The organism is Arthrobacter sp. NPDC057009, assembly GCF_042673905.1.
Taxonomy (GTDB): domain Bacteria; phylum Actinomycetota; class Actinomycetes; order Actinomycetales; family Micrococcaceae; genus Arthrobacter.
Map to the genome: position 1 here is coordinate 19,628 of NZ_JBHUSB010000013.1, position 23,015 is coordinate 42,642.

A 23,015-nucleotide genomic window follows, 5' to 3' on the forward strand; every position below is an offset into this window, starting at 1 on the left:
CGGAAATGGTTACCGTGCTGAAGTGACCCCGATCAGCCGGGTGTAGAGGGCCAAATGGTCCTCGACCATGCGCTCGGTGCTGAAGCGGTCCTCGGCCTGAGCCCGGACTGTCGCCCGGTCCAGGTCCGGCGCGCGCAGCAGGAGACGCGCCAGTTCCTCGGGGGCCGAGGCCAGATAACCGGTGACGCTGTCGTCTATGACCTCGGGGGCTGACCCTATTGGGGTGGCGACGACCGGAGTGCCGGTGGCCATCGCCTCAATCATCACCAGGCCGAACGGCTCCATCCATTGGATCGGGTTGAGCAGGGCGACGGCTTCACCCAGCAGCTTGTACTTGTCCGCGCCGCCCACTTCGCCGAGGAATTCCACGTCCGGCCGCAGCATCGGCTCCACGACGTCGTGGAAGTACTGCACCTCAGCCGGTTCCCGCATCTTCGCCGCGATGCGAAGCGGAATCCCTGCCAGCCGGGCCACTTCGATGGCCTCCACCACGCCCTTGTCCGGGCACATCCGGCCGAGGAAACACGCATAGCCGCCCTGCCCCTGACCCACCGGAACGGCTGACAGTTCCATGCCGTGCGGGATGATTGCCGCGACCCGGTCGGCCAGCGCGCTGCTGACCTGGCTCCTGGAAATGGCGATCAGGGTTGTGTCCCGGGCGGCTGCGCCATAAACGGCGGTAAAGGAGGGGTTCAGGTCGCTGTGGAGCGTGGTCACCACCGGCAGCCCCTCGGGACGCCCGCGGTAGAGCGGGCCGGCGAGGGTGTGGTCGTGGACCAGGTCAACCATGCCGTCCATCCCGGCATACGCGTTGACGACGTGGCTGAGTTCGGAGGAGGTGAACCCCACGAAGTCAGGTTCGGAGGGGCGCATGCCGGGGAGCTGCGGCACAGGGCAGGTGCTGTCCGCCGCGCATGCGAGCAGAACCTCATGGCCGGCCCTGGAAAATCCCCTGGCAAGGGCGTCGACCACCAGTTCGATGCCTCCGTACCCGGTGGGGGGAATCGGATACCAAGGCCCCGCAATTAAACCGATACGCATCCGCAGCTCCCTTGTTGTCCGGATGTTCTGAGACCGTTTTAACTACTGAGACCATTCAGTTATGGGTGGGACGGGTGCCCTGGCTAGTGCCTCATCAGCCGTGCCAGCGGCGGACGGGGCTCGTGCAGCAAGGTCAGGCCCTGGCGCAGGCCATCGATTGACCCTTCGGTGCCGGTGGCTTGGACGGTGATACGGGCCGAGTCCATCTGTACGTGGTCCGCCCGGAAGCTGCCGAACGCAGCCGGAAGCACGGGGGCCAGGCAGACCTCCTCGCGGGGAAGCAGCGGATCGAAGCGCAGCAGGATCCGCATCAGGTGCACCGGCGCGGCCGAGGCCCAGGCCTGCGGCGAGCAGGACGTGGGGAAGGGGACGGGGTCGGGGAAATCGTCCCGCGAGAACCCGCAGAAAAGTTCCGGCAGCCGCCCGTCGAACTTTTCCGCCGCATCAAACAGGCCCATGGCAATGCGCGTGGCCTCCTCGACAAACCCGTACCGCATCAGTCCGCCGGCTATGAGGGCTGTGTCGTGCGGCCACACCGAACCGTTGTGGTAGCTGACGGGGTTGTAGGCGCCCATGTCGGAGGCGAGCGTACGGATACCCCAGCCGGTGAACATCTCCGGCGACATGAGCCGCTCCGCCACCAGGGGCGCCTTGTCCGCGTCGACGATGGCTGACCACAGGCAGTGGCCCATGTTGGACGCGCAGGCATCCACCGGACGCTTGTCCTTGTCCAGGGCCACGGCAAAGTACCCCTTTTTGGGGAGCCAGAATCTGTCGTTGAACTCGGCCTTGATGTCAGCGGCCTTGCGGTTCCACTTTGACGCCATGTCCGTATCGCCCAGCTGCTGGGCGAGCAGTGCCCGTCCGAGGTAGGCGCCGTAGACGTAGCCCTGCACCTCGCACAGCGCTATTGGGGCCTCCGCCATGCTTCCGTCGGCGAAGTTGATGCCGTCCCAGGAGTCTTTCCAGCCCTGGTTCAGCAGTCCGTGTTCGTTGGCGCGCTGGTACTCCACGAAGCCGTCGCCGTCCCGGTCGCCGTAGTTCTCTATCCAGTCCAGGGCCCGGTCGGCGTGCGGCAGCAGCGAGTCCAGCAGGTCGCCCGCCAGGCCCCAGCGTCCCAGCTCCGCCAGCAGTGCCACGAACAGCGGAGTTGCATCGGCTGTGCCGTAGTACGCCTGGCTGCCGCCGAGGGCCAGCCCGGCGGTGACGCCCAGCCGCACCTCGTGCAGGATCCTGCCCGGTTCCTCCTCGGTGTCCGGATCCACTTTTTTGCCCTGCAATGCTGCCAGGGTCTGCAGGGTTCCTGTGGCCAGCTTCGGATCCACCGCCAGGGCCATGTAGGAGGACAGGATCGAGTCCCTGCCGAACAGCGCCATGAACCACGGGGCACCGGCGGCGACGGCGGCCCGCTCGGGATGCTCCGGGTCGAAGATCCGGAGGGCACCCAGGTCCTCCTGGCTCCGGGTGAGGACTTTTTCCACGTTCTTGTCAGTTACGGTGAGCCGGGGAACATGCTCCTCCCAGGCGGCGTAGCGTTGCGCGCCCACGTGCGGGGCAGTCTCGTGGGTGAATGGCTGCTCAGGGAAGGCGCCGTCCACCAGGGGAGTGGTGAACACGCTGGCGGTCCAGGTGCCCCGGGCGGCCAGGTCGGCGTCGAACGTCAGGGCATCCTCGGTGACCATGGCACCCGGGGCGCTGATCACCACGCCGCGGTGGATTCCGTTGCGTATGGCGTCAATCTGCAGGGCCTCGGCCCGGACCTTCCGGCTGTGCTCGGCGGACGGGACGACCTTTCCGCCCTTGACGTCGAACAGGTCGCTCAGGTCCGCATCCACCCTGATTTGGATCCGGCAGGTCAGCGGCTTTTCGGAGTAGTTGTGGACCTTGATGTCGTCCCGAAGCCCGGGCCCGACCGTCCGGTTGTGCTCCACCACCAGCGGGCTCTCCACAGCGCCGCTGGCTCCGCGCGGCCTGCCGATGAACACAGCCCGGTACGGTTCGCGGGTCTGGCCGGACAGCGGCTCCAGCGGAACGCCGTCGACCGTCAGCTGCCAGCGGGACAGAATCCGGGTGTCCTGGTAAAACGCACCCTGCGGCTGGCCGGGAAACACGTCCCCACTCTCGGCGGAGATGCAGAAGGAGGAGCCCTCCACCACGGTCACCGCTGTCAGTCCGGCTGATCCTGCACCGATATTTTCATTCCACGCACTCATCGACTGCTCCCTGGCGACTGGTCGGTTGGCATGGGCCGGCCCGTGCGGCCACGTTATCCATCGTGCCCCTACCGGGATGGCACCGCAACGGGTTATTCGCTTTCGGTGGGCTGGCGCGGAGAGCCGCGCCGCCGCGCCGTCGGACTCCTGCTGAGGGGCCCTGACCCCTTGCTGAACAGCAGCTTTAGGTGTCGAATCGTCTTACTAAGGCCGCTTGGCGGCTCACGACTAGCACGCCGGGAGATGGTCATGTCGGTAAAAGGCACTAACGGCCGGGGCAAGGGTCCGGGCCGCGGCAGCTCCGATCTCCGGCGGGCGGACGCGTCCGCCGGAGCGCCGGTGGACAAGCCGGAGGGCATCCGCAATGTCGCACTGGTGGGACACTCCGGAGCCGGCAAAACCATGCTGCTCGAGGCCCTGCTCGCCGCCGCCGGGACAATTCCACGGATGGGCTCGATCGTTGACGGCAACACGGTCAGCGATGCGGAGCCGTCGGAGATCCACCAGCAGCGCTCCGTGGTGCTTTCCGTGGCGCCGCTGGTTTACGACGGCGTGAAGGTGAACCTGCTGGACACGCCCGGTTATGGGGACTTCACCGGCGAGCTGCGGGCCGGGCTGCGCGCTGCGGACGCGGCGCTGTTCGTGGTGTCGGCCGTGGACGGCGTCGATGCCGCCACCACCTCGCTCTGGGCGGAGTGCGCCCAGTTGGACACACCGCGGGCCGTGGTGATCACGCGGCTTGATCATCCGCGGGCAAATTTCGAGGCCGCCCTGGCCGCCTGCCAGCGCGCGTTCGGGCAGTCCGTGGTGCCTGCCTACCTCCCGGTGCGAACGGACGGCAGTGTCACGGGGCTGCTCGGCCTGCTGTCCGGCCAGGTGTCGGAGTACGACGGCGAATCCCCGGAGCCCGCCGTCCGGGACGCCAGTGCCGATGAGCGTGCCGCTGCCGAGTCCGAACGCGGCACGCTGATCGAGGGGATCATCTCCGAGAGCGAGGATGAGTCCCTGATGGATCGCTACCTCGGCGGTGAGGATATCGACGCCGATGTCCTGGTGGGGGACCTCGAAAAAGCTGTGGCGCGGGGATCGTTCTTCCCTGTTCTGGCGGCATCGGCCGAGACCGGCCTCGGCATGACGGAACTGCTGGAGATGCTGACCCGGGCATTTCCCACGCCTCTGGAGCGTGCCGTGCCGGACGTGACCGATCTTGCCGGCGAGCCGGCGGGGCCGCTGACGTGCGACCCGGACGGACCTCTGGCGGGTGAGGTGGTGCGCACCACCATCGACCCGTTCCTGGGACGGGTGTGCCTGGTGCGCGTCTTCTCCGGCACGCTGCGCGAGGATTCGGCAGTGCACGTGAGCGGCCGCGGGCTGGCCGAACGCGGCCATGAGGACCACGACAGTGACGAGCGGCTGGCCCACCTGTATTCGCCGCTGGGGGCGAACCTGCGGCCCATCCCGTACTGCGTGGCAGGGGACATCTGCGCCATCACCAAGATTGGCAGCGCGGAGACCGGCGATACCGTGTCAGCGAAGGATGCCCCGCTGCTGATCACCGCGTGGGACATGCCGGAGCCGCTGATGCCGCTCGCCGTCGAGGCCGCCACCCGTAGCGATGAGGATGCCCTCGCCAAGAGCCTGGGCAAGGTGGCCGCCGGAGACCCGACCCTAAGGGTGGAGCGCAATTCGGAAACCCACCAGCTGATCCTGTGGTGCATGGGTGAGGCCCACGGCGAGGTGGTCCTGGACCGGCTGCGTGACCAGGGCGTGAAGCTGCAGACCGTGCCGGTGGTGACGCCGCTGCGGGAAACGTTCGCCGCCCCCGCCGCCGGACACGGGCGCTACGTCAAGCAGTCGGGCGGACACGGCCAGTACGCGATCTGCGACATCGAGGTGGAAGCCCTGGAACGCGGGGCCGGCTTCGAGTTCGTGGACAAGACCGTGGGCGGGGTGGTGCCGAACCAGTTCATCGGCTCGGTCGAGAAAGGTGTGCGGGCGCAGATGCAGAAGGGGGTGTCGGCCGGCTTCCCGGTGGTGGACATCCGGGTGACCCTCGTGGGCGGCAAGGCGCACAGCGTCGACTCCTCGGATGCCGCGTTCCAGTCCGCCGGCGCGCTCGCGCTGCGGGAGGCCGCGGCCGCCGGGCGGATCCAGCTGCTGGAGCCAGTCTCTTCTGTCACCATCAGCATCCCCGACGAGTACGTGGGGTCTGTCATGAGCGACCTGTCGGCCCGCCGTGGCCGGCTCACGGGTACGACGTCGTCCGGTGGCGACGTCACGGAAGTCACCGCCGAGGTCCCGGACGGGGAGCTCCTGCGGTATGCGGTCCAGCTGCGGGCTCTGACCGCCGGCACCGGCCGCTTCCGCCGCAGTTACCTGCGGCACGAACCCGTCCCGGGCAACGTGGCTCCTGCGGCGGCGAACGCCTAGTCTCCCTAGCCGCCGGCGGGCTGATTGGCGCGCATAAATGCGGCGACCGGCGCAGCCAGCGAGGCTCCGATTTCCTTGGCGCTGCGCTTGTTGCCGGCCACAGCGAATGAGTGGTCCCCGCCCTCGCACCACTGCAGCGTGGCCGTAGGTCCGATCCGTGAAACCACGCCTTCCAGCAGTTCCCGGGTGGCGAAGGTGTCGCGCGTTCCCTGGAGGAAGAGCATGGGCGTTGTTAGACCATAGAGGTGCTCGTCGCGGAGCTTTTCCGGCTTGCCCGGCGGGTGCAGCGGGTAGCCGAGGTAGACCAGGCCGGCGGCAGGCATGCCCTCAGCCACCGCCATGGACGCCATCCGCCCGCCGAACGACTTTCCGGCAGCCCACACCGGCTCGCTTTCCCCTGCGGACCGGGCTGCAGCGTCAGCCATCGCCGCCCGCCAGGTGGCAATGGCTGCAGGCGGGCGGTCGGGGAACTTCCGGCCCGCCTCGCGGTAGGGGAAGTTGAAGCGCAAGGTGGCCACGCCGTCGTCGTTCAAAGCGCCAGTAAAGCCCCGCATGAACGGATGCTCCATGCCCGCGCCGGCCCCGTGGGCAAGCACCAGGGTTGCGAACGGATTGGCCGGCCGTGCGTAGGCACCGGACACGTGGCCGTCACCGACGGCAATGGTGACGGGAGTATCAGCTGTGGGCATGAGTCCATCATGCCCGATCGCTTCAGTCGGCCGGGACCACCCGTAACCAGGCATAGTCCTGGGGCCGCAGCACGAGCCCCTCGTCGATCCGGACCGGCACATCGGAAAACAGGTCCAGCGCTTCGGCCGCGAACCCGGAGAGCGTCTCGGCCGACACCACCTGCGGGCCGTCGCTGAAATTGGCCAGGGCCAGGACCGTCGTTCCCACCCCCGGGCGCTGGTAGCCGAGTACAGCGGAATTGTTCGTGCTGAAGGGAACGAGCCGTGTGCCGGCCAGCTCGGGAGTCGCCGCGCGCACCTCCGCCAGCCGTCGCAGCCCCGCATACACCGCCCCCTCGGGAGTGGCGGCGTCCAGGCGTTTGGCATACTTTTCCGCGGGGAACTGCGGCCGGTGCACCCACCGGCTGTCCGCCTCGTGGCCGTCCTCCTGCGCATAGCCGTAGTCATTGAGCTGGCCCACCTCGTCACCGAGATAGAGCAGCGGGATGCCGCCGGTGCTGAAGGCCACCGAGTGCGTCAGCAGGACCCGGCGGATCGCCTCCGCCGAACCGTCCTCCAGGCCGCACAGGGACGCCGTGGTGCCGGAGATGCGGCAGTCACCGGTGCGCGGGTTGTCCTGGAACGGCACGCCATGGGCGAAGCTTCCGGGGAACCGGTTGACGTAGAACGAGTTCAGGAACCGGCGGTGGTCGAAGCCGTTGATGCCGAACTCGGCGGCGTCCTCGTCCGCAAACGTCCAGCCGATGTCGTCGTGGCTGCGCACGTAGTTCACCCAGGAAGTCCCGGGAGCAATGTTGTGCCGCCGTTCGAGGGCCTGGGCCAGCAGCGCCACGTTCCGTGTGGCCAGCGCCTCCCAGGTCAGCGCCATCTGCAGCGGGTTGTAGGAGAGCTGGCACTCGGCCGGATCGATGTACAGGGCCACCTCGTCCGGGTGCACGATCGCCTCGGACTTGAACAGCAGCGAGGGCGCCGCGAGCCGGCAGACGGCGTTGAAGGCCTGCAGCAGAGTGTGCGCCTCGGGCAGGCTCTCGCACGGCGTGCCGAGCTGCTTCCAGATGAAGGCCACCGCATCCATGCGAAGGATGTCCACGCCCAGGTTGGCCAGGAACAGCATCTCGCCGGCCATGGCCCGGAACACCTCCGGGTTGGAGTAGTTCAGGTCCCACTGGAACGTGTGGAACGTGGCCCACACCCACCGGCCGTCCGGCAGCTGCACGAAGGAACCGGGGTGGTCTTCGGGGAAGATTTCACGCACGTTCTGTTCGAACGCATCGGGCATGGTGCGGTCGGGGAAGATCCAGTAGTAGTCGCTGTAGCGTGGATCGCCCTCGACCGCCCGCTGCGCCCACTCGTGCTCGTTCGAGGTGTGGTTGAAGATGAAGTCGACCACCAGGCTGATCCCGTTGGCCCGCAATTCCGCGGCGAGGGCGCGCAACTGGTCCATCGTGCCAAGCTTCGGGTTGACCTTCCGGTAGCTGGAGACCGCATAGCCGCCGTCGGACAGCGGTTCCGGGGCAAGGAACAGCGGCATCAGGTGGAGGTAGGTGAGGCCGAGTTCCTTGAAATAGGGGATGCGGGCACGCACACCTTCCAGGTCGGCTGCATAGCGGTCCACATAGCAGACGCCGCCGAGCATGCGGTTGGACTGGAACCAGTCGCTGTTGTCTTCCCGGCCGTCGTCGAGCTGTTTCAGGTCGGCGGGCCGGTTCTGCCAGGAGCGGGCCATCTCCGCCACCAGGGCGGCCAGCTGTTCCTCAACGTCCGGACGCGATCCGTACAGCGAACGGAACAGCCTGGACAGGTCGGGAAAGTGCCGGTCGTAGCGCTCCTCAAGCGCGTTCCAGTCCCTGCTGCCGGGAACCAGGCCGGCCTCCGCGGCCGCAGTCCTGAAGAGCTGCCCGTTGCCCTTTCCGGATGACTTGGAATCCGGGGATGCAGTGGATTCCTCGGCGGCAGATGGTCCGTGGCCAGCGTCGAGGCGAGCGGATTCAACCATGGAACGGGTCTCCTTCGAGGATGCTCTGCGCCTGGCGGCGCCCGTGGCTTTCATCCTTACAGATGGTCCCGCCTCTGCCCATAGAGCGGGAAGATGTTTTCGCCGTGGCGGACTTGTCAATGTCCGACGGCGGGACCTGCCTTGGCAGGGCGCGTCCGGGCGGAGCCACGGTTGGCTAACTGCTGACGCCGCACGTCGGGCGGGGTAGGTTGTCCCCATGGCCAGTGAACAGACCACCATCAGTGTCGAGGGGCCCGACGGCCCACGGGAAATGCGCATCTCCAGTCCGAGCCGCGTGCTGTGGCCCGAGCTGGGGCTGACCAAGCTGGACCTCGCGCGGTACTTTGTGGATGTGGGGGAGGCCTTCATCCGGGCGAACGGCGACCGGCCGGTGGCGTTGCAGCGGTTTTCGGGCGACGTGGACGGCGAACAGTTCTTCTCCAAGAACCCGCCGAAAGGTGCTCCGGACTTCATCCGGACGGTGAAGGTGGTCTTTCCCAGCGCGCGCTCGCATCCGATGCTGGTCTTTGACGAGCCGGCCGCGGTGGTGTGGGCGGCGCAGATGAACACGGTGGTTTTTCACCCGTGGCCATCGCACGCGGACAATTCCGACAACCCCGACCAGCTGCGCATCGACCTGGACCCCCAGCCCGGCACCGACTACTACGACGCCATCCCCGCGGCCCTGCAACTGCGGAAGGTGCTCGCGGAAGCAGGTTTGGACGCCTTCCTGAAGACCTCGGGCAACCGCGGCCTGCACGTATATGCGCCCATTGAGCCGACCCGCGAGTTCCTGGACGTCCGCCACGCCGTGATTGCGGCTGCGAGGGAGCTTGAGCGGCGGATGCCGGACAAGGTCACCACAAACTGGTGGAAGGAAGAACGTGGCGAACGCATCTTCGTCGACTTCAACCAGGCCAACCGCGACCGCACCATCGCTGGTGCCTACAGTCCGCGGGCACTTCCGAACGCTTCCGTATCCTGCCCGATCACCTGGGATGAGCTGGGCGACGTCAGGCCCAAGGACTTCACAATCCTCACTGTGCCAGACCGGCTGAAAACGGTGGGCGACCCGTGGGCGGACATGCATGCGAAGCCGGGCACCATAGACACGCTCCTGGAATGGTGGGAGCGGGATGTGGGGAACGGACTCGGTGAGCTGCCGTTCCCGCCCGACTACCCGAAGATGCCGGGGGAACCGCCGCGCGTGCAGCCCAGCCGCGCCAAGAAGCCGGAGTAGCCGCCCCTACTCGAAGCGGGACGGGTCGCCGGTGCCGCGGCGGACCACCTCGGCGGTGCCGCTGGAGAAGTCGACGACGGTGGTTGGCTCTGAGCCCGTGTCGCCGGAGTCGATGACGGCGTCCACCGCATGGTCCAGCCGCTCCTTGATTTCCCAGCCCTGGGTCAGCGGCTCCTCCTCGTCCGGCAGCAGCAGGGTGCTGGACAGCAGCGGTTCGCCGAGTTCGGCCAGCAGCGCCTGGACGAAGTTGTGCCGGGGAATGCGCACGCCCACGGTCTTCTTCTTCGGGTGCAGCAGCCGCCGCGGAACCTCCTTGGTGGCCGGCAGGATGAACGTGTAGCTGCCCGGAGTGACGGACTTGATGCTGCGGAAGACGTCGTTGCCGATGTTCACGAACTGGCCCAGCTGGGCGAAGTCCCGGCACACGAGCGTGAAATGGTGCTTGTCGTCCAGCTGGCGTATGGACCGGATCCTGTCCAGCGCCTCCTTGTTGCCCAGCTGGGCGCCGAGGGCGTAGCAGGAGTCCGTCGGGTAGGCAATCAGCCCGCCTGAATGAAGGAGCTCCACGATCTGCGAGATCGCGCGCGGCTGGGGGTCCTCGGGGTGCACATCAAAGAATTTCGCCATGCGTTGAGCCTACGGCGGGCCGGCGTTCAGTGCACGCACCAGCCCCATGCGAGCCGCCTCTGCAAGGCTGCATGTGCCATGGAAAGGCGGTCCGCAGGTGAAAGAATGGCGTCATGGCAGGGGAACGGATCGTCATTGGCCTGTCGGGAGGCCCCGAGGGGGAGATCCTGATCCGCCGTGCCGTGAAGGCCCTGGATGGCGCGGCGGGCGGCGAAGTTCTCGCCGTCCACATCCGTTCAGCCGAGGGCGCCTCGCGGGAATCAACCACCGCCCTCGAGTCCCAGCGAAGGCTCGTAGTGGAACTGGGCGGCAGCTACCACACCGTGGCTGCCCATCACATAGTCGAAGCGCTCCTGGAATTCGCGGGCCATGTCGGCGCCACCCGCCTGGTCATCGGCCAGTCACGTGCCCGTCCACTGGCCAGGGTCCTTGCAGGTGGCACAGAAGCGAGGATCATCCGCGCCGCAGGCGACCTCGACGTGCAGGTAGTGCCGCATCCCCTCGCCGGACGGGGCACAGGCCGGCGGCGGCAGCGGAACCTTGGCCGCGTGCGCGTCGCCGTCGGGTTCGTGCTGGCAGCCGCCGTTCCCATCCTGTTGCAGCTGGCGCTCGCCGTGACCGAGCACAGCGTGGCCACCGCGGTCCTGGTCCAGCTCGCCGGGGCGGTAGCCGTGGCGCTCGTGGGCGGTCTGTGGCCGGCCGTCGTGGGTGCGTTCTGGAGCAGCCTGCTGGTCAACTACTTCTCGACACCGCCCGTTGGTGACCTGGCTATCCACGACCCGCAGGACCTCTTTTCGCTGGCGGTGTTCGTGGGCGTCTCGGTGGCTGTGGCCGGCGTGGTGGACAGGTCCGCCCGACGCTCCAAGGAAGCGGCCCGGGCCCGCGCCGAGGCAGCCACACTCGGAGAACTCGCCCGCGCAGCCACGCGCGCCGAGGACACGGTGGGCAGCCTGCTGGAACAGGCACTGGACGTTTTTGGTGTCCGCGGTGCGGCTGTCTTCAGCGGACCGGCTTTCCGGAGCGGCGCTGCTTCAGGTGACTGGCCTGCTCCGGGTGACCGGCCTGCTTCGGGGGAGCGGCTGGCGCCCCCGAAGGCGGACGGTGAAACCGGGCGGAGGCTGCTGGCCAGCGCCGGTGAGCTGACCGGGTCTGAACGGGACGGCACGGAGTTCGCCGAACACACCGTGGAACCGCTCGACGACGGTACCTGGCTGGTGCTGTTCGGCAAGGCTGTGCCGGCAGCCGACAGCAGCCTGCTCGGCGCCTTCGCCGCCCACGTGCTCGCCCAGCTGGAGCGCGGGCAGCTCGCCGCGAGCCGCCTGGAGGTGCTGCGGCTTGCCGAAGGGAACACCATGCGGACCGCCATCCTGCGGGCCGTCTCGCACGACCTCCGCACGCCGCTGGCCGGCATTAAACTCGCCGTCGGCGGTCTGCTGCAGACCGCGGTCAGGTACACCCCCGAGGAGAAACAGGAGCTGTTGGAAACCATTGACGAATGTTCGGACCGCCTGGACGGCCTGGTGGGCAACCTCCTCGACATGTCCAGGATCACCGCAGACTCGGTACGCCCCCTCCTGAAGCCCGTCCGGTGGCTCGATGTTGTGCCACCGGCGCTGACCGGACTTCCCCCGGGCAGGGTGCGGGTGGTCCTGCCGCCGAACCTTCCCGCCGTCGATGCCGACGCGGTCCTGCTGGAACGGGTCATCGCCAACATCGCGGAAAACGCGGTCAAGTACGCCCCCGCCTCCGACATCATCGTGACCTCCGCGGCGGGCGGCCTCAGCAGCGCCGTCCTCAATGGCCACCCGGCCGGTGAACTGCGCATCATCGACCACGGACGCGGCGTGCCGGACCGGAACGTGCCGGCGATGTTCCGTCCCTTCCAGCGCCTCGACGACCTTTCCCAGTCAACCGGCGTGGGCCTCGGCCTGGCCGTCGCCCGGGGGTTCGTCTCGGCCATGGGCGGAAGCCTGGCGGCCGAGGAAACGCCGGGCGGGGGACTGACCATGGTGATCCGGCTTCCCCTTTCCACGGGGCCTGACTCAATGGGGCCCGATTCATCGCGGCACGGCGCTTCACCATCCTCTTCCCAGCAGGAGGCGGCCCAGTGAGCAGTGTCCTCGTGGTCGACGACGACCAGCACCTGCTGAAGGCCCTGCGGATCACGCTGCAGGCGCACGGCTACACGGTGGAGACCGCCGCGGACGGCGAGGAAGCGCTGCTCGCCGCCTCCCGCAACCCGCCCCAGCTCGTTGTCCTGGACCTTGGACTGCCGGACATGGACGGCGCCGCGGTCCTCCGGGAGCTCCGCCGCTGGAGCGCAGCCCCCGTCCTGGTCCTCTCAGCCCGGCACGGTTCGTCGGACAAGGTGGACGCCCTCGACGCCGGAGCCGACGACTACATCACCAAGCCGTTCGGGCTGGAAGAACTCCTGGCCCGGCTGCGCGCACTCCTGCGCCGCGCACCGGAAGCTCCCGACCAGTCCACGGTGGACACCCCGGAGTTCAGTGTGGACCTGGGCCGGCGGATGGTCACCCGGAACGGGGAGCCGGTCCGGCTAACGCCCACCGAGTGGAGCATCCTGGAGCTGCTGGTGCGGAATCCGGGGAAGCTGATCACGCAGCAGGAGATCCTGGCCAGTGTGTGGGGGCCGGCCTACGAGAAGGAAGCCAACTACCTGCGCGTGTACATCGCCCAGCTCCGGCGCAAACTGGAAGCGGACACGGGCAACCCGCGCCATCTGCTGACCGAGGCCGGAATCGGATACCGGTTCCGGCCCTGACCTACTCTTATGAGCCCTGACCTGCGGTTATGAACGTCGTATGAACTTCCGTGAACCCCTATGAAGGGCAGCCGGATTCGGGCAACATGTCTAATGCCGGGCGCCACACACCGGGCGCCACACGTACAGCCGAAGGAGAACCTACCGTGTCCACCCTGCTCAACCCGTACATCAGCTTCCGTGACAACGCCCGCGACGCCCTGACCTTCTACCAGTCCGTCTTCGGCGGCGACCTGGCGCTCAGCACGTTCGGAGATTTCCACGCCAGTGACGATCCGGCCGAAACCGACAAGATCATGCACGGGATGCTGACCACGGAGAAGGGGCTCGTGCTCATGGGGGCCGACACCCCCAACTCCATGGACTACTCGCCGGGAAACAACATCTCCGTGTCGCTCAGCGGCGACGACGAGGCCGAACTGCGCGGCTACTACGACAAACTGTCCGGCGACGGCGGCACCGTCACCGTCCCGATGGACAAGGCACCGTGGGGCGACATCTTCGGCATGTGCACCGACAAATTCGGCATCGCCTGGCTCGTAAACGTCAATGGAGCCTCGGCAGCTACTGCTCCCTAACCGTCCCGGGTTACGAGCGCGGCGGGGACCAGACCCACTCGCGGATTTCGGGCAGGTCCTCGAAATGCTCCCGGATGTACCCGGCGTGGGCATCCAGTTGCCGGTGGCAGTGCTCGGCCAGCGCCTCCGCGCCGTCAAACTGCCGCGGCATCCGGCGGAGCGCCTCCAGCGCGAGGTGGTAGCGGCTCATGCGGTTGACCACCACCATGTCGAACGGCGTGGTGGTGGTTCCCTGCTGGCTGTAGCCGCGGACGTGGAACCGGTCCGGGTTGGGCCGGCCGTGCAGGAGCTGGTGGAAGGAGCGGGCGTAGCCGTGCCATGCCACCACCACTTCACACGTGTCCGTGAACAGCGAACTGAACGTCCAGTCGTCGAGCCCGTGCGGGTGCACGTCCTGCGGCGGAAGCACCATGGCATCCATGACGTTCACCACGCGCACCGTGGCGTCGGGGACGTGGCGCTGCAGCAGCCAGGCGGCCGCCAGTGCCTCCTCGGTGGGAATGTCCCCGGCGCAGGCGATCACGACGTCCGGCTCGGTACTGCTGTTGCCGTCCTCGTTGCCGGCCCACTCCCAGCGGGAGGCCCCGGCCTCGGCGTGCGCGCGGGCCTCCTCGAGCGTGAGGTACTGCGGGTGGGACTGCTTGTCGACGACGACGAGGTTCACGTAGTCGGTGCTCTGGAGGCTGTGTGCTGCGGCGGCCAGGAGCGTGTTGGTGTCCGGCGGCAGGTAGATCCGGGTCACCTCACCGGACAGGGACAGCACGGTGTCGATCAGGCCAGGGCCCTGGTGGCTGAAGCCGTTGTGGTCGTTGCGCCAGCAGGTGGAGGTCAGCAGGATGTTCAGGCTTGGAACGGGCGAGCGCCATTCCAGTTCACGGGCATGCTGCAGCCACTTGGCGTGCTGGACGGTCATCGAGGCGCTGACCATGGCGAACGCTTCATAGCTGGCGAAAAACCCGTGCCGGCCGGTGAGCAGGTAGCCTTCCAGCCAGCCCTGGCACAGATGCTCCGAGAGCACCTCCATGACGCGGCCGTCCGCCGAAATGTGGTCGTCGCCGTCACTTCCCGGCAGCAGGAGGCAACGGTCGGTGGCCTCGAACACGGCGCCCAGCCTGTTGCTGTTGGTCTCGTCCGGGCAGAACAGCCTGAACCGGGGATTGTCCTCCGTGCCGGTGTAGAGGTCGCGGAACAGCTCGCCCAGGGGCTTCGTGGTTTCGATGCTGGTGGAGCCAGGCTGGCCGGGGTCCACCGCGTACTGCGCGAGGTCGGGAATCTCCAATGGGACAGACGGCTGGCCGTTGGCCCAGGGCGCCGCCCCCATCCGGAGCTTGCCTTCCGGCGCCAGTGCCGCAAGTTCGGGCAGAAGCCGGCCGTCGCCGTCGAACAGTGTTTCAGGCTGGTACGAGCGCATCCACTGCTCCAGCAGCGCCAGGTGCTCCGGGTTGTCCCGGACCCCGGACAGCGGAACCTGGTGCGAACGGAACGTTCCCTCCACCGGGCTGCCATCCACGCTTTCCGGGCCGGTCCAGCCCTTGGGCGTGCGGAGGATGATCGCCGGCCAGCGGGCCGCCCTCGTCCGTTTACCGCCAGAGCCACCGCCAGAGCCAGCGTCGGCACTGGAACCGGCACCCCGGGCACCCTGCTGTATGTTCCGGATGCTGGCATACGCATCGTCGAGGGCGGCGGCCAGGGCGTGGTGGACCTTCTCGGGCTGGTCGCCGGAGACGGTTACAGGGTCCCAGCCGTTGGCGCGGAACAGTGCCTCGACGTCCTCGTCCTGCCGGCGTCCCAGGACGGTGGGCCCGGAAATCTTTGCCCCGTTGAGGTGCAGGATGGGCAGGACGGCGCCATCCCGTGCCGGGTTGAGGAAGAACGGTGCCGTCCAGGAGGCAGCGAGCGGGCCGGTCTCGGCTTCGCCGTCACCCACCACGCAGGCGGCGATGAGGTCCGGGTTGTCCATCACGGCTCCGGTGGCGTGCATCAGCGAATAGCCCAGCTCCCCGCCCTCGTGGATGGAACCGGGGGTGGCGGGGCCAACATGGCTGCCCACGCCGCCCGGCGTCGAGAACTGCCGCGCCAGCTTCCGCAGACCTTCGGCGTCGCGGCTGATGTCCGGATAGATCTCCGAGTAGGTGCCTTCGAGATAGACGTTCGCCACCACCGAGGGGCCGCCGTGGCCGGGTCCGGCGATGAACAGCACCTCGGCGGACGTATTCCTGATCAGCCGGTTCAGGTGGGCGTAGATCAGGGACAGCCCGGGGCCGGTACCCCAGTGCCCCAGCAGCCTCGGTTTGATGTGCTCCGGCTTCAGCGGCTCCCTGAGCAGCGGATTTTCCTGGAGGTAGATCTGCGCCACCGTCAGGTAGTTCGCTGCGCTCCAATAGCGCTGGAGGAGACCCAGCTCGTCATCCGATATCGTCCCGCTTGTCTCGGCCATGCCCATTCGTGTGCCTTCCGTCGGTTCGGTTCCCGCGCTGACGGGCACAGTCTACCCCGGGCATTTGGGTGCCCTCAGATCCACTTCGGGGCGGCGGGAACCTCACCCGTGGCGCCCCGTCCGCTGGCGGTGACGCCGTCGGTGCCACGGCCTGCCGCCCATTCGACGACGGCGGGCAGGGGTCCGGAGATGATCGTCGGATTAGGGGCATTGATGTCGCCGAACGCCCCGTCCATGCCCGTCACCCGGACAACCAGCCCGGCATCGGTGCCGCGGGCGTGCCAGGCGCCGGTGATGTCGCGGAGCAGCCGTGCCAGGACGGCCTCCGGGATGTCGGCGAAGGTTGCCCCGTTGCCGAGGTCGACGGCGTGGATCCAGACTTCGCGGGTGCGCATCCACACGGTTTCGGACGCCGGGACGGTGCGGCTCTGGACGGTCTTCACCTCGTTGGACCAGTCCCGGTCCGGCAGATCGCGCCATTCGACGCTGAGGTGCACGGCCGAGTGGTCAAAGAGGTTCCGCAGTGCGATCGGTGACAGCGTCGCCCCGAACGAGATCTCGTGGTTCCGCACCTCGACGGACGGGTACATGGGCGTTTCCACACCGGTGGCAGCCCACTCGACCAGCCGCGCGATGGCCCTGGCGTTGTAGCCGACGTGCGCCACGACGTGGCGGCGCGTCCAGCCCGGAAGGAGGGAGCCGCCGTCGAGCTCCTCATCGGTGAGCTCGTTGAGCTTCCGGGCGAAGAACGCGGTGCCCCGCCGGGCCTGCAGGAGCTCCTCCTGCAGGCCCGGGTCGGTGGCGAGGTCGTGCCGGGCGACCATCAGGCTTCCTTGACCACGCGGTTGGTCAGCTGGCCCAGGCCCTCGATGGTGGTCACCAGGACCTGGCCTTCCTGCAGGTAGCGCTTGGGGTCCTGGGCGTGGCCCACACCGCCGGGGGTGCCGGTGGCGATCACGTCGCCGGGGTTCAGCGTGATGATCGTCGAGATGTAGGAGACCAGGTATTCGGGTGTGAACACCAGGTCGCCGGTGGGGGTCTGCTGCTGGATTTCGCCGTCCACGGCCGAGGTCATCAGCGGCCCAACGGTGAACTCGTCCTTTGTGACCAGGGCGGGGCCGAAGGGGGTGGAGTTTTCCCAGGTTTTGCCCTGCAGCCACTGCACCGTTCGGAACTGGTAGTCGCGCATGCTGATGTCGTTGAGCACGGAATACCCCGCGATGTGGTCCGCGGCGTCCGCCTCGCTGATCCGGCGGCCCTTTTTACCGATGACGACGGCGAGCTCGGCCTCCCAGTCCACGGTGTCCGATTCCTGCGGCAGCGCCAGGTCGTCGTTGGGCCCGATCAGGGATTCCTGGTACTTGGCGAACAGGGTGGGGTGGTCCGGAACCTCGCGGCCCATCTCCTTGATGTGGTTCCGGTAGTTGTGGCCCACGCAGATGATTTTCCCAGGGAAAGGCACGACGGCGGCAAGGTCCGCGTCGTCGAGCGCGTGCGTTCCGCCGTTGGCCGCTTTAGCTGTGGCTTCCCAGTTTTCGCTGCGGAGCAGTTCGCCGACGTCGGCGAAGCCGGGAATCTCGGTGAGGGTATCGCCGTCCTGGCGGACGGCCTTGGTAACTGTTTTTCCCTCAGCGGGAATTCGGAGGGTGAGGAGTCTCATGCGTTCGTGCGTCCTTCGGTGTAGGTGCGGTTGAAGTTCAGCCGTTCAAAGATGGGGGCGTCGCTGAATCGGAACAGGTCAAATTCGCTTTCGGCTTCGAGGGACCATTCCTGCCACGATGGGACGACGAACAGGTCGCCCTTGGCGAGCTCCCTGCGTTCGCCGTTAAGCACCACGCTGCCGGTGCCCTCAAAGACCTGCCACACGCTGGAACCCACCTCCCGGAGGCCCTGGGTCGCGGCGCCGGCGCGGAGCCGGTGGAACTCGGCGCGGATGGTAGGCATGACATCGCCGCCGGTGGTCGGGTTGGAGTAGCGGATGGCGGCATGGCCCTGGCTGACCGTGGCCGGGTGGCCCTCGTCCTCCAGCAGCAGCTGCTCGCGCAGCGCCCTGTCGGTGTGCTCCCAGCGGTACGCGGCGATGGGGGAGTTGGTGGTGTTCTCCAGGCCGGAGAGCGGGCGGAGACCGGGATGGGCCCAGAGCCGTTCGGAGCGGGAGATGTCCGGGGTGGCCTCGTCGGTGACGCGCTCCGTGCCGAACTCGAAGAACCCGGCGTCGGCGTAGTGCACGAAGGGGATGTCCAGGCCGTCGATCCAGGCCATCGGCTGGTCGGTGTCGTTGTGGTGGCCGTGGAAATTCCAGCCCGGCGTCAGCAGGAAGTCTCCCCGGCGCATGGCCACCGGGTCGCCGTTCACCACGGTCCAGACCCCTTCACCCTCGACGACGAACCGGAACGCGTTCTGCGAGTGCCGGTGCTCCGGCGCGGTCTCGCGGGCGCCCAGGTACTGGATGGCCGCCCACAGCGTCGGCGTCGCATAGGGCGTGCCACCCAGCCCCGGGTTGGCGAGGGCTATGGCCCGCCGCTCGCCGCCCCGCCCCACGGGAACCAGATCCCCGGCGCGGGCAGCCAGGGGGTAGAGGTCGTTCCAGCGCCACACATGCGGCACCGCCTTCGGCGAGGGAACCATCGGCATGAGGTCACCGATCTCCGTCCACAGCGGGATGAGGTTCTCCCTGTTGAAGTCCCGGTACAGCTGCTCCAGCTGCGCGGCCTCCTCGGGCGTGGGCTCCGGGGCCGCATGGGCGGCGGCAACTGATGCGTGGGTCGTGGTCTCGGCGCTGATGGACACGGCGGCCTCCTCGGGTTCTGGTGCGTCTGGCGTAGAACCGAGATTAGGGATAGCGCCGCTGCCATCCCCAGACTATTCTGCTCTCCAGAAGTTGCTGGCCCAACTAGCTCGCAGTTGTAGTCGTTATGAGGGCCCAAAACGACTACAACTGCGAGCTACTTGGGTGACCTGCGCCAGTTGGCTCCGCGGGGTTGGCGGCGATGTCGATCTCCAGCTGCCGGCGCATTTCGACCATTGCCTGCACCAGTCCGGCGTCGAACACCGCACGGAACCTGGTGACCGGCGTGGCCACGCTGATGGCACCCACCACCTCACCCTTCCCGTTGTGCAGGGCCATGCCCAGCGCACTGATGCCTTCCTCTGTTCCCTCGAAGTTGGCGGCGAAGCCATTGCTGCGGACCGATTCCAGTTCCCGCAGGAAGGCCGGGTACTCGGCGTCGGGAATGCTGTCGCCGCCGATCTCCGCGTTCTGGCTCCGGAACAGCTGCTCAACCATCGCAGGCTCCAGCTCGGCCAGCATCGCCTTGCCGCCCGACGCCTTGTTCGCCGGCAGCACGGTGCCCTGCCTGTCGCCGACGCGCAGGGTGCTGGTGCCCTCCACAGTCTCCAGGAACCGGACCTTGGTGCCCACCCGGATCATGAGGTTCACGGTCTCATTGAGGCGCGAACTCAGCAGTTCCATGTGCGGCCGGGCCACATTCCGCAGCAGGCGGGTCCACGGAACGCCGGCCGGACCCGCCCCCATCGCCGGCCCCGGAACGTAGCGGCGGGTTTCGTCCTGCACCGCGAAGCCCCGATACACCAGCATGGCCAGCAGCCGGTGGGCGGTGGACGGGGCGACCCCCAGCTCGTCCGCCGCGTCCTTGAGCCGCAGGCTGCCGCCGTCCCGCAACAGCTGCAGCAGCTGCAGCGCATTGTCCACCGCCTCGATGGAGTACGTGGGCTTCTTCCGGAGCGGCAAGTTCTGCATGACAGAATTCTATTGGAAGCCCACCGCGTCACCAGTGAAAGTTGGTGGCATGAATCACACACCTTCCGCTGCAGCGCCGGAGCGGTCCACGCCCGGAACAGCGTCCGCGGCACCGCCGCCCAAGTTTTCCAGGAAGTCCGCCATGGCCGTGCTCGTCTGCTGGCTGCTGGTGGTCTTCGACGGCTACGACCTCATCGTCTACGGGACCGTCCAGTCCGCCCTTATCAGCGACACCGGCTGGGGCCTGACGAAGGCCACCGCCGGAACGGTCGGATCCATGGCCTTCGCCGGCATGATGATCGGCGCCGTCTTCGCGGGCCGGATGGCCGACACCTGGGGCCGCCGCCGGACCATCCTCGGCTGCTCCGTGCTGTTTTCGGTCTTCACCATCTTGTGCGCCTTTGCCCCGAATGCCTACGTCTTCGGTGCCCTGCGGCTGCTGGCCGGCATCGGCCTCGGCGGACTGGTGCCCTCGGCCAACGCCCTGGTGGCCGAACTCGTGCCCGCCAAGTGGCGGTCCACCATCGCCACCCTGATGATGTCCGGCGTGCCGATTGGCGGGTCACTGGCCGCGCTGGTTGGCATACCGCTGATCCCGGCCTTCGGCTGGCCCGTCATGTTCCTCGTCGCGGTGCTGGCGCTGGCAGTGGTGATTCCGCTGGGGCTGCGCTACCTGCCGGAGACCCTGCCGCCGGCCGGTACACGCACCGGACCCGCAGCGCCGGAAAGCGGGCGCGCAGGTTTCGGTTCGCTGCTCCGGGCACCCTACCTGGGCGTGAGCGTGCTTTATGCGGTGGCCACCCTCGTGACCCTCTTTGCCTGGTACGGGCTGGGCACCTGGCTGCCCAACCTGATGCAGCTGGCCGGCTACAACCTCGGTTCGGCGCTGACGTTCGCACTGGCACTGAATCTTGGGGCCGTCGTCGGGTCCGTGGCCACGGCCTGGGCCGGGACCCGCTTCGGCCCTGTCCCGACGGCGGTTGCCGCGGCCACCGTCGCCGCCCTCGCGCTCCTGGTGCTCGTAACCGGACCCCCGGTCACCGTGGTGTACCTGATGCTGGTGCTGGCCGGCGTCGGAACGCACGGGACGCAGTGCCTGGTGATCGCCGCCGTCGCCAGCCACTACCCTGCCCACCTGCGGGGGACCGCCCTTGGCTGGGCCCTCGGCGTGGGCCGGATCGGCGCGGTGGCCGCACCCCAGGCCGGCGGCCTGTTGCTGGCAGCCGGGCTGGGCGTCAACTCCAACTTCCTGGCATTCGCCGGGGCCGCCGCGGCTGCAGCCCTCCTGCTCCTGGCCGTCGGCGCAAAAACCATCCGCACAACTTCAACCCCTGTAGGAGTTAATAATGTCTAACCCGAAACCGTCCACCGATGTCCTGGTGATCGGCGGCGGCATGGCCGGCCTGGCCGGCGCCCTTGCCCTCCGCGAGAACGGTGCCGAGGTCACGCTGCTGGAGCGGGCGCCGGAGTTCGGCGAAGTTGGGGCTGGGCTGCAGATGGCACCCAATGCCTCCCGCGTGCTCAAGCGCTGGGGCCTGCTCGAGAAGGCGCTTGAGATCGGAGTCCGGCCCAGGCATCTTGTCTTCCGGGACGCCGTGACGGGCGAGGAGCTCACCCGGCAGTCCCTGGGCGGCAGCTTCGAGGAACGGTACGGCGCCCCCTATGTGGTCATTCACCGCAGCGACCTGCACCGCATCCTGCTCGACGCCTGCCGGGACGCCGGCGTCCGGCTTGTCAACGACGTCACGGTCGAGGCTGTCAGGACCGTGGACGGCCGGGCAACCGCGCGGGCATCGGACGCGTCCACCTACGAGGCCGATGTCGTCCTCGGGGCCGACGGACTCAAGTCGGTCCTCCGGAGCGAGGTGGCGCAGGACGGCCCGGTGTCGTCGTCGTACGTTGCCTACCGCGGAACTGTTCCCATCACGGCGGCCACGCCCCAGGGTGACCTCGAGGACGTGATTGTCTACCTGGGCCCGGACTGCCACCTCGTGCAGTACCCGCTGCGGAAGGGGGAGCTGCTCAACACCGTTGCCGTCTTCAAGTCCGCCTCCTTCGAGCGCGGCGAGGAGCAGTACGGCGGAGTGGACGAGCTCGAGGCCGCGTACAGGGATTGTGTGCCGGCCGTCAGGGAGGCCCTGAAAAACCTCGCCACTGGAATCCGCTGGCCCATGTACGACCGCGACCCCATCGAAAACTGGGTGGCCGGCAGGATGGTCCTGATGGGCGACGCCGCGCACCCGATGCTCCAGTACCTCGCGCAGGGCGCCTGCCAGGCCCTCGAGGACGCTGCGGTGCTGCAGGAGGCCAGCCTCGGGACCGTCTTCACGGAGGAGGGCACCGATCCTGCCGGCTGGGACGCCGCCATCAGGAACTTCAACTCCGCACGCGCCGCGCGCACTGCCCGCGTGCAGCGGACGGCGCGCGTCTGGGGCGAATCCTGGCACGTCTCGGGGCTGGCCCGCACCCTACGGAACCTGCTCTTCAGGAGCCGGAAGGACGGCGACTACCAGTACAACGACTGGCTGTACGGCCAGGACGGCGACGGCGTTCCTTCCGCGTCGCTGCCCCCGGCCCGGGTGGGGGTCCCTGCCTAGCGGGATCCCTTGGCCCCCTCAGGCACGCTGTCCGTAGCGTTGGCGCTGGAGGAACGCTGTGGAACATACAGTCACCCTGTACCTCGACGTCGACGGGGTGGTGTGCCCGTTTGGCCCCACGGGCACCAGTCCGTGGGGCTCGCCGTGGCACTACGCCTATGCCGGGATGCTGGAAGTGGCCTACGCGGCGGAGCTGGTGGCGGCACTGAACCGGCTCTCGTTGCGGCCCGGGCTCCGCTGCGTCTGGCTCACCAGCTGGGAGGAACTGGCCCCCGCGGTACTCTGCCCGGTCACGGGACTGGAGGGCGGGTCGTGGCCTGTGCTGACCGCCGAAGGGGCAGGAGGCGGCGCCGACTGGTGGAAGCTGGATGCCATCCAGGCGGATGTGGGCAGCAACACGCCGGAGCGCATTATCTGGGTGGACGACCAGCTGGCCTTCGAGGGGCGGGCGCAGGCCTGGGCGCGGATCCTTGGCCGCCGTGCCCTGCTGGTCTCGCCGGATCCCCGGACCGGCGTCTCACCGGGCGAGCTGGAAACCATCCGTGCTTTCGCCGGACACGCGGAACGGCAGGTGTGACCGCCGCCTCGGTCCGCAGGTTTGACCTCGCCTGCAGGGCGCGTACGA

General features: G+C 68.1%; 18 protein-coding genes. 8 read left to right on the forward strand and 10 right to left on the reverse strand.

All coding sequences use genetic code 11. From position 1 onward, the window contains the following. Positions 1–9 precede the first annotated feature (9 nt). Together ACFTR6_RS14365 and ACFTR6_RS14370 are read right to left on the reverse strand one after the other, a co-directional pair. On the reverse strand, positions 10–1,041 hold the full coding sequence (locus ACFTR6_RS14365; protein ID WP_377958392.1) for a glycosyltransferase family 4 protein: 1,032 nt from the start codon (positions 1,039–1,041) through the stop codon (positions 10–12). A gap of 83 nt (positions 1,042–1,124) precedes the next feature. Beyond that, positions 1,125–3,254 carry a glycogen debranching N-terminal domain-containing protein gene (locus ACFTR6_RS14370; RefSeq protein WP_377958393.1) on the reverse strand — a complete coding sequence of 710 codons (2,130 nt, stop codon included), beginning with the start codon at positions 3,252–3,254 and terminating at the stop codon, positions 1,125–1,127. 249 nt (positions 3,255–3,503) lie between these two features. On the opposite strand from ACFTR6_RS14370, the gene ACFTR6_RS14375 reads away from it, so the two are divergent. Continuing rightward, a complete protein-coding gene (locus ACFTR6_RS14375) occupies positions 3,504–5,684 on the forward strand; it encodes an elongation factor G-like protein EF-G2 (protein WP_377958394.1) in 2,181 nt (726 codons plus the stop codon). A 5-nt stretch (positions 5,685–5,689) separates the two neighbouring features. Here ACFTR6_RS14375 and ACFTR6_RS14380 read toward each other — a convergent pair whose 3' ends face one another. Then, positions 5,690–6,373 (reverse strand): alpha/beta family hydrolase, encoded by a 684-nt coding sequence (locus tag ACFTR6_RS14380; RefSeq protein WP_377958395.1) that lies wholly within the window; start codon positions 6,371–6,373, stop codon positions 5,690–5,692. Between the two features lie 22 nt (positions 6,374–6,395). Beyond that, positions 6,396–8,369 (reverse strand): amylosucrase, encoded by a 1,974-nt coding sequence (locus ACFTR6_RS14385; RefSeq protein WP_377958396.1) that lies wholly within the window; start codon positions 8,367–8,369, stop codon positions 6,396–6,398. A gap of 217 nt (positions 8,370–8,586) precedes the next feature. Here ACFTR6_RS14385 and ligD point away from each other — a divergent pair, with 217 nt between their 5' ends. Further along, positions 8,587–9,609, forward strand: coding sequence for a non-homologous end-joining DNA ligase (gene ligD / locus ACFTR6_RS14390; protein ID WP_377958397.1), 1,023 nt, complete (start codon positions 8,587–8,589; stop codon positions 9,607–9,609). Positions 9,610–9,615: 6 nt separating this feature from the next. On the opposite strand, the gene ACFTR6_RS14395 is transcribed toward ligD, so the two are convergent. Continuing rightward, complete coding sequence (locus tag ACFTR6_RS14395; RefSeq protein WP_076803263.1) at positions 9,616–10,236, reverse strand: L-threonylcarbamoyladenylate synthase; 621 nt, start codon at positions 10,234–10,236, stop codon at positions 9,616–9,618. Positions 10,237–10,349: 113 nt separating this feature from the next. Here ACFTR6_RS14395 and ACFTR6_RS14400 point away from each other — a divergent pair, with 113 nt between their 5' ends. The 3 genes from ACFTR6_RS14400 (at position 10,350) to ACFTR6_RS14410 (ending at position 13,596) form a co-directional block, all read left to right on the forward strand. Then, complete coding sequence (locus tag ACFTR6_RS14400; RefSeq protein WP_377958398.1) at positions 10,350–12,347, forward strand: DUF4118 domain-containing protein; 1,998 nt, start codon at positions 10,350–10,352, stop codon at positions 12,345–12,347. Beyond that, entirely contained in the window at positions 12,344–13,018 is a 675-nt protein-coding gene (locus tag ACFTR6_RS14405; RefSeq protein WP_377958399.1) for a response regulator, read from the forward strand. Before ACFTR6_RS14400 ends, ACFTR6_RS14405 begins: the two co-directional genes overlap by 4 nt. A gap of 146 nt (positions 13,019–13,164) precedes the next feature. Continuing rightward, a complete protein-coding gene (locus ACFTR6_RS14410; RefSeq protein ID WP_076803260.1) occupies positions 13,165–13,596 on the forward strand; it encodes a VOC family protein in 432 nt (143 codons plus the stop codon). Between the two features lie 10 nt (positions 13,597–13,606). Here ACFTR6_RS14410 and ACFTR6_RS14415 read toward each other — a convergent pair whose 3' ends face one another. From ACFTR6_RS14415 to ACFTR6_RS14435, 5 genes are all read right to left on the reverse strand, one after another. Next, a complete protein-coding gene (locus tag ACFTR6_RS14415) occupies positions 13,607–16,033 on the reverse strand; it encodes a phosphoketolase (protein ID WP_377958401.1) in 2,427 nt (808 codons plus the stop codon). Between the two features lie 74 nt (positions 16,034–16,107). Continuing rightward, entirely contained in the window at positions 16,108–16,857 is a 750-nt protein-coding gene (locus tag ACFTR6_RS14420) for a maleylpyruvate isomerase family mycothiol-dependent enzyme (protein WP_377958402.1), read from the reverse strand. Then, on the reverse strand, positions 16,857–17,693 hold the full coding sequence (locus tag ACFTR6_RS14425; RefSeq protein ID WP_377958403.1) for a fumarylacetoacetate hydrolase family protein: 837 nt from the start codon (positions 17,691–17,693) through the stop codon (positions 16,857–16,859). Before ACFTR6_RS14425 ends, ACFTR6_RS14420 begins: the two co-directional genes overlap by 1 nt. Then, a complete protein-coding gene (locus ACFTR6_RS14430) occupies positions 17,690–18,823 on the reverse strand; it encodes a cupin domain-containing protein (protein ID WP_377958404.1) in 1,134 nt (377 codons plus the stop codon). The genes ACFTR6_RS14425 and ACFTR6_RS14430 overlap by 4 nt, the downstream gene beginning before the upstream one ends. A gap of 142 nt (positions 18,824–18,965) precedes the next feature. Further along, the gene (locus ACFTR6_RS14435; protein ID WP_377958405.1) at positions 18,966–19,793 is read right to left on the reverse strand and encodes an IclR family transcriptional regulator; all 828 of its coding nucleotides are present in this window, start codon (positions 19,791–19,793) and stop codon (positions 18,966–18,968) included. 49 nt (positions 19,794–19,842) lie between these two features. Here ACFTR6_RS14435 and ACFTR6_RS14440 point away from each other — a divergent pair, with 49 nt between their 5' ends. Genes ACFTR6_RS14440 through ACFTR6_RS14450 form a run of 3 tightly spaced genes read left to right on the forward strand, consistent with a single transcriptional unit; the run spans position 19,843 to position 22,967 of the window. Beyond that, the gene (locus ACFTR6_RS14440; RefSeq protein ID WP_377958406.1) at positions 19,843–21,147 is read left to right on the forward strand and encodes an MFS transporter; all 1,305 of its coding nucleotides are present in this window, start codon (positions 19,843–19,845) and stop codon (positions 21,145–21,147) included. Next, the gene (locus tag ACFTR6_RS14445; RefSeq protein ID WP_377958407.1) at positions 21,140–22,390 is read left to right on the forward strand and encodes an FAD-dependent oxidoreductase; all 1,251 of its coding nucleotides are present in this window, start codon (positions 21,140–21,142) and stop codon (positions 22,388–22,390) included. Before ACFTR6_RS14440 ends, ACFTR6_RS14445 begins: the two co-directional genes overlap by 8 nt. 58 nt (positions 22,391–22,448) lie before the next feature. Continuing rightward, entirely contained in the window at positions 22,449–22,967 is a 519-nt protein-coding gene (locus ACFTR6_RS14450; RefSeq protein ID WP_087873398.1) for an HAD domain-containing protein, read from the forward strand. Positions 22,968–23,015 lie beyond the last annotated feature (48 nt).

Bases quoted from the DNA above. Each gene is read 5' to 3' on its own strand.
- ACFTR6_RS14435 (WP_377958405.1), bottom strand. From the start codon at position 19,793: ATGCAGAACTTGCCGCTCCGGAAGAAGCCCACGTACTCCATCGAGGCG.
- ACFTR6_RS14385 (WP_377958396.1), bottom strand. From the start codon at position 8,369: ATGGTTGAATCCGCTCGCCTCGACGCTGGCCACGGACCATCTGCCGCC.
- ACFTR6_RS14400 (WP_377958398.1), top strand. From the start codon at position 10,350: ATGGCAGGGGAACGGATCGTCATTGGCCTGTCGGGAGGCCCCGAGGGG.
- ACFTR6_RS14380 (WP_377958395.1), bottom strand. From the start codon at position 6,373: ATGCCCACAGCTGATACTCCCGTCACCATTGCCGTCGGTGACGGCCAC.
- ACFTR6_RS14395 (WP_076803263.1), bottom strand. From the start codon at position 10,236: ATGGCGAAATTCTTTGATGTGCACCCCGAGGACCCCCAGCCGCGCGCG.
- ACFTR6_RS14375 (WP_377958394.1), top strand. From the start codon at position 3,504: ATGTCGGTAAAAGGCACTAACGGCCGGGGCAAGGGTCCGGGCCGCGGC.
- ACFTR6_RS14425 (WP_377958403.1), bottom strand. From the start codon at position 17,693: ATGAGACTCCTCACCCTCCGAATTCCCGCTGAGGGAAAAACAGTTACC.
- ligD (WP_377958397.1), top strand. From the start codon at position 8,587: ATGGCCAGTGAACAGACCACCATCAGTGTCGAGGGGCCCGACGGCCCA.
- ACFTR6_RS14420 (WP_377958402.1), bottom strand. From the start codon at position 16,857: ATGGTCGCCCGGCACGACCTCGCCACCGACCCGGGCCTGCAGGAGGAG.
- ACFTR6_RS14365 (WP_377958392.1), bottom strand. From the start codon at position 1,041: ATGCGTATCGGTTTAATTGCGGGGCCTTGGTATCCGATTCCCCCCACC.
- ACFTR6_RS14415 (WP_377958401.1), bottom strand. From the start codon at position 16,033: ATGGCCGAGACAAGCGGGACGATATCGGATGACGAGCTGGGTCTCCTC.
- ACFTR6_RS14445 (WP_377958407.1), top strand. From the start codon at position 21,140: ATGTCTAACCCGAAACCGTCCACCGATGTCCTGGTGATCGGCGGCGGC.
- ACFTR6_RS14370 (WP_377958393.1), bottom strand. From the start codon at position 3,254: ATGAGTGCGTGGAATGAAAATATCGGTGCAGGATCAGCCGGACTGACA.
- ACFTR6_RS14440 (WP_377958406.1), top strand. From the start codon at position 19,843: ATGAATCACACACCTTCCGCTGCAGCGCCGGAGCGGTCCACGCCCGGA.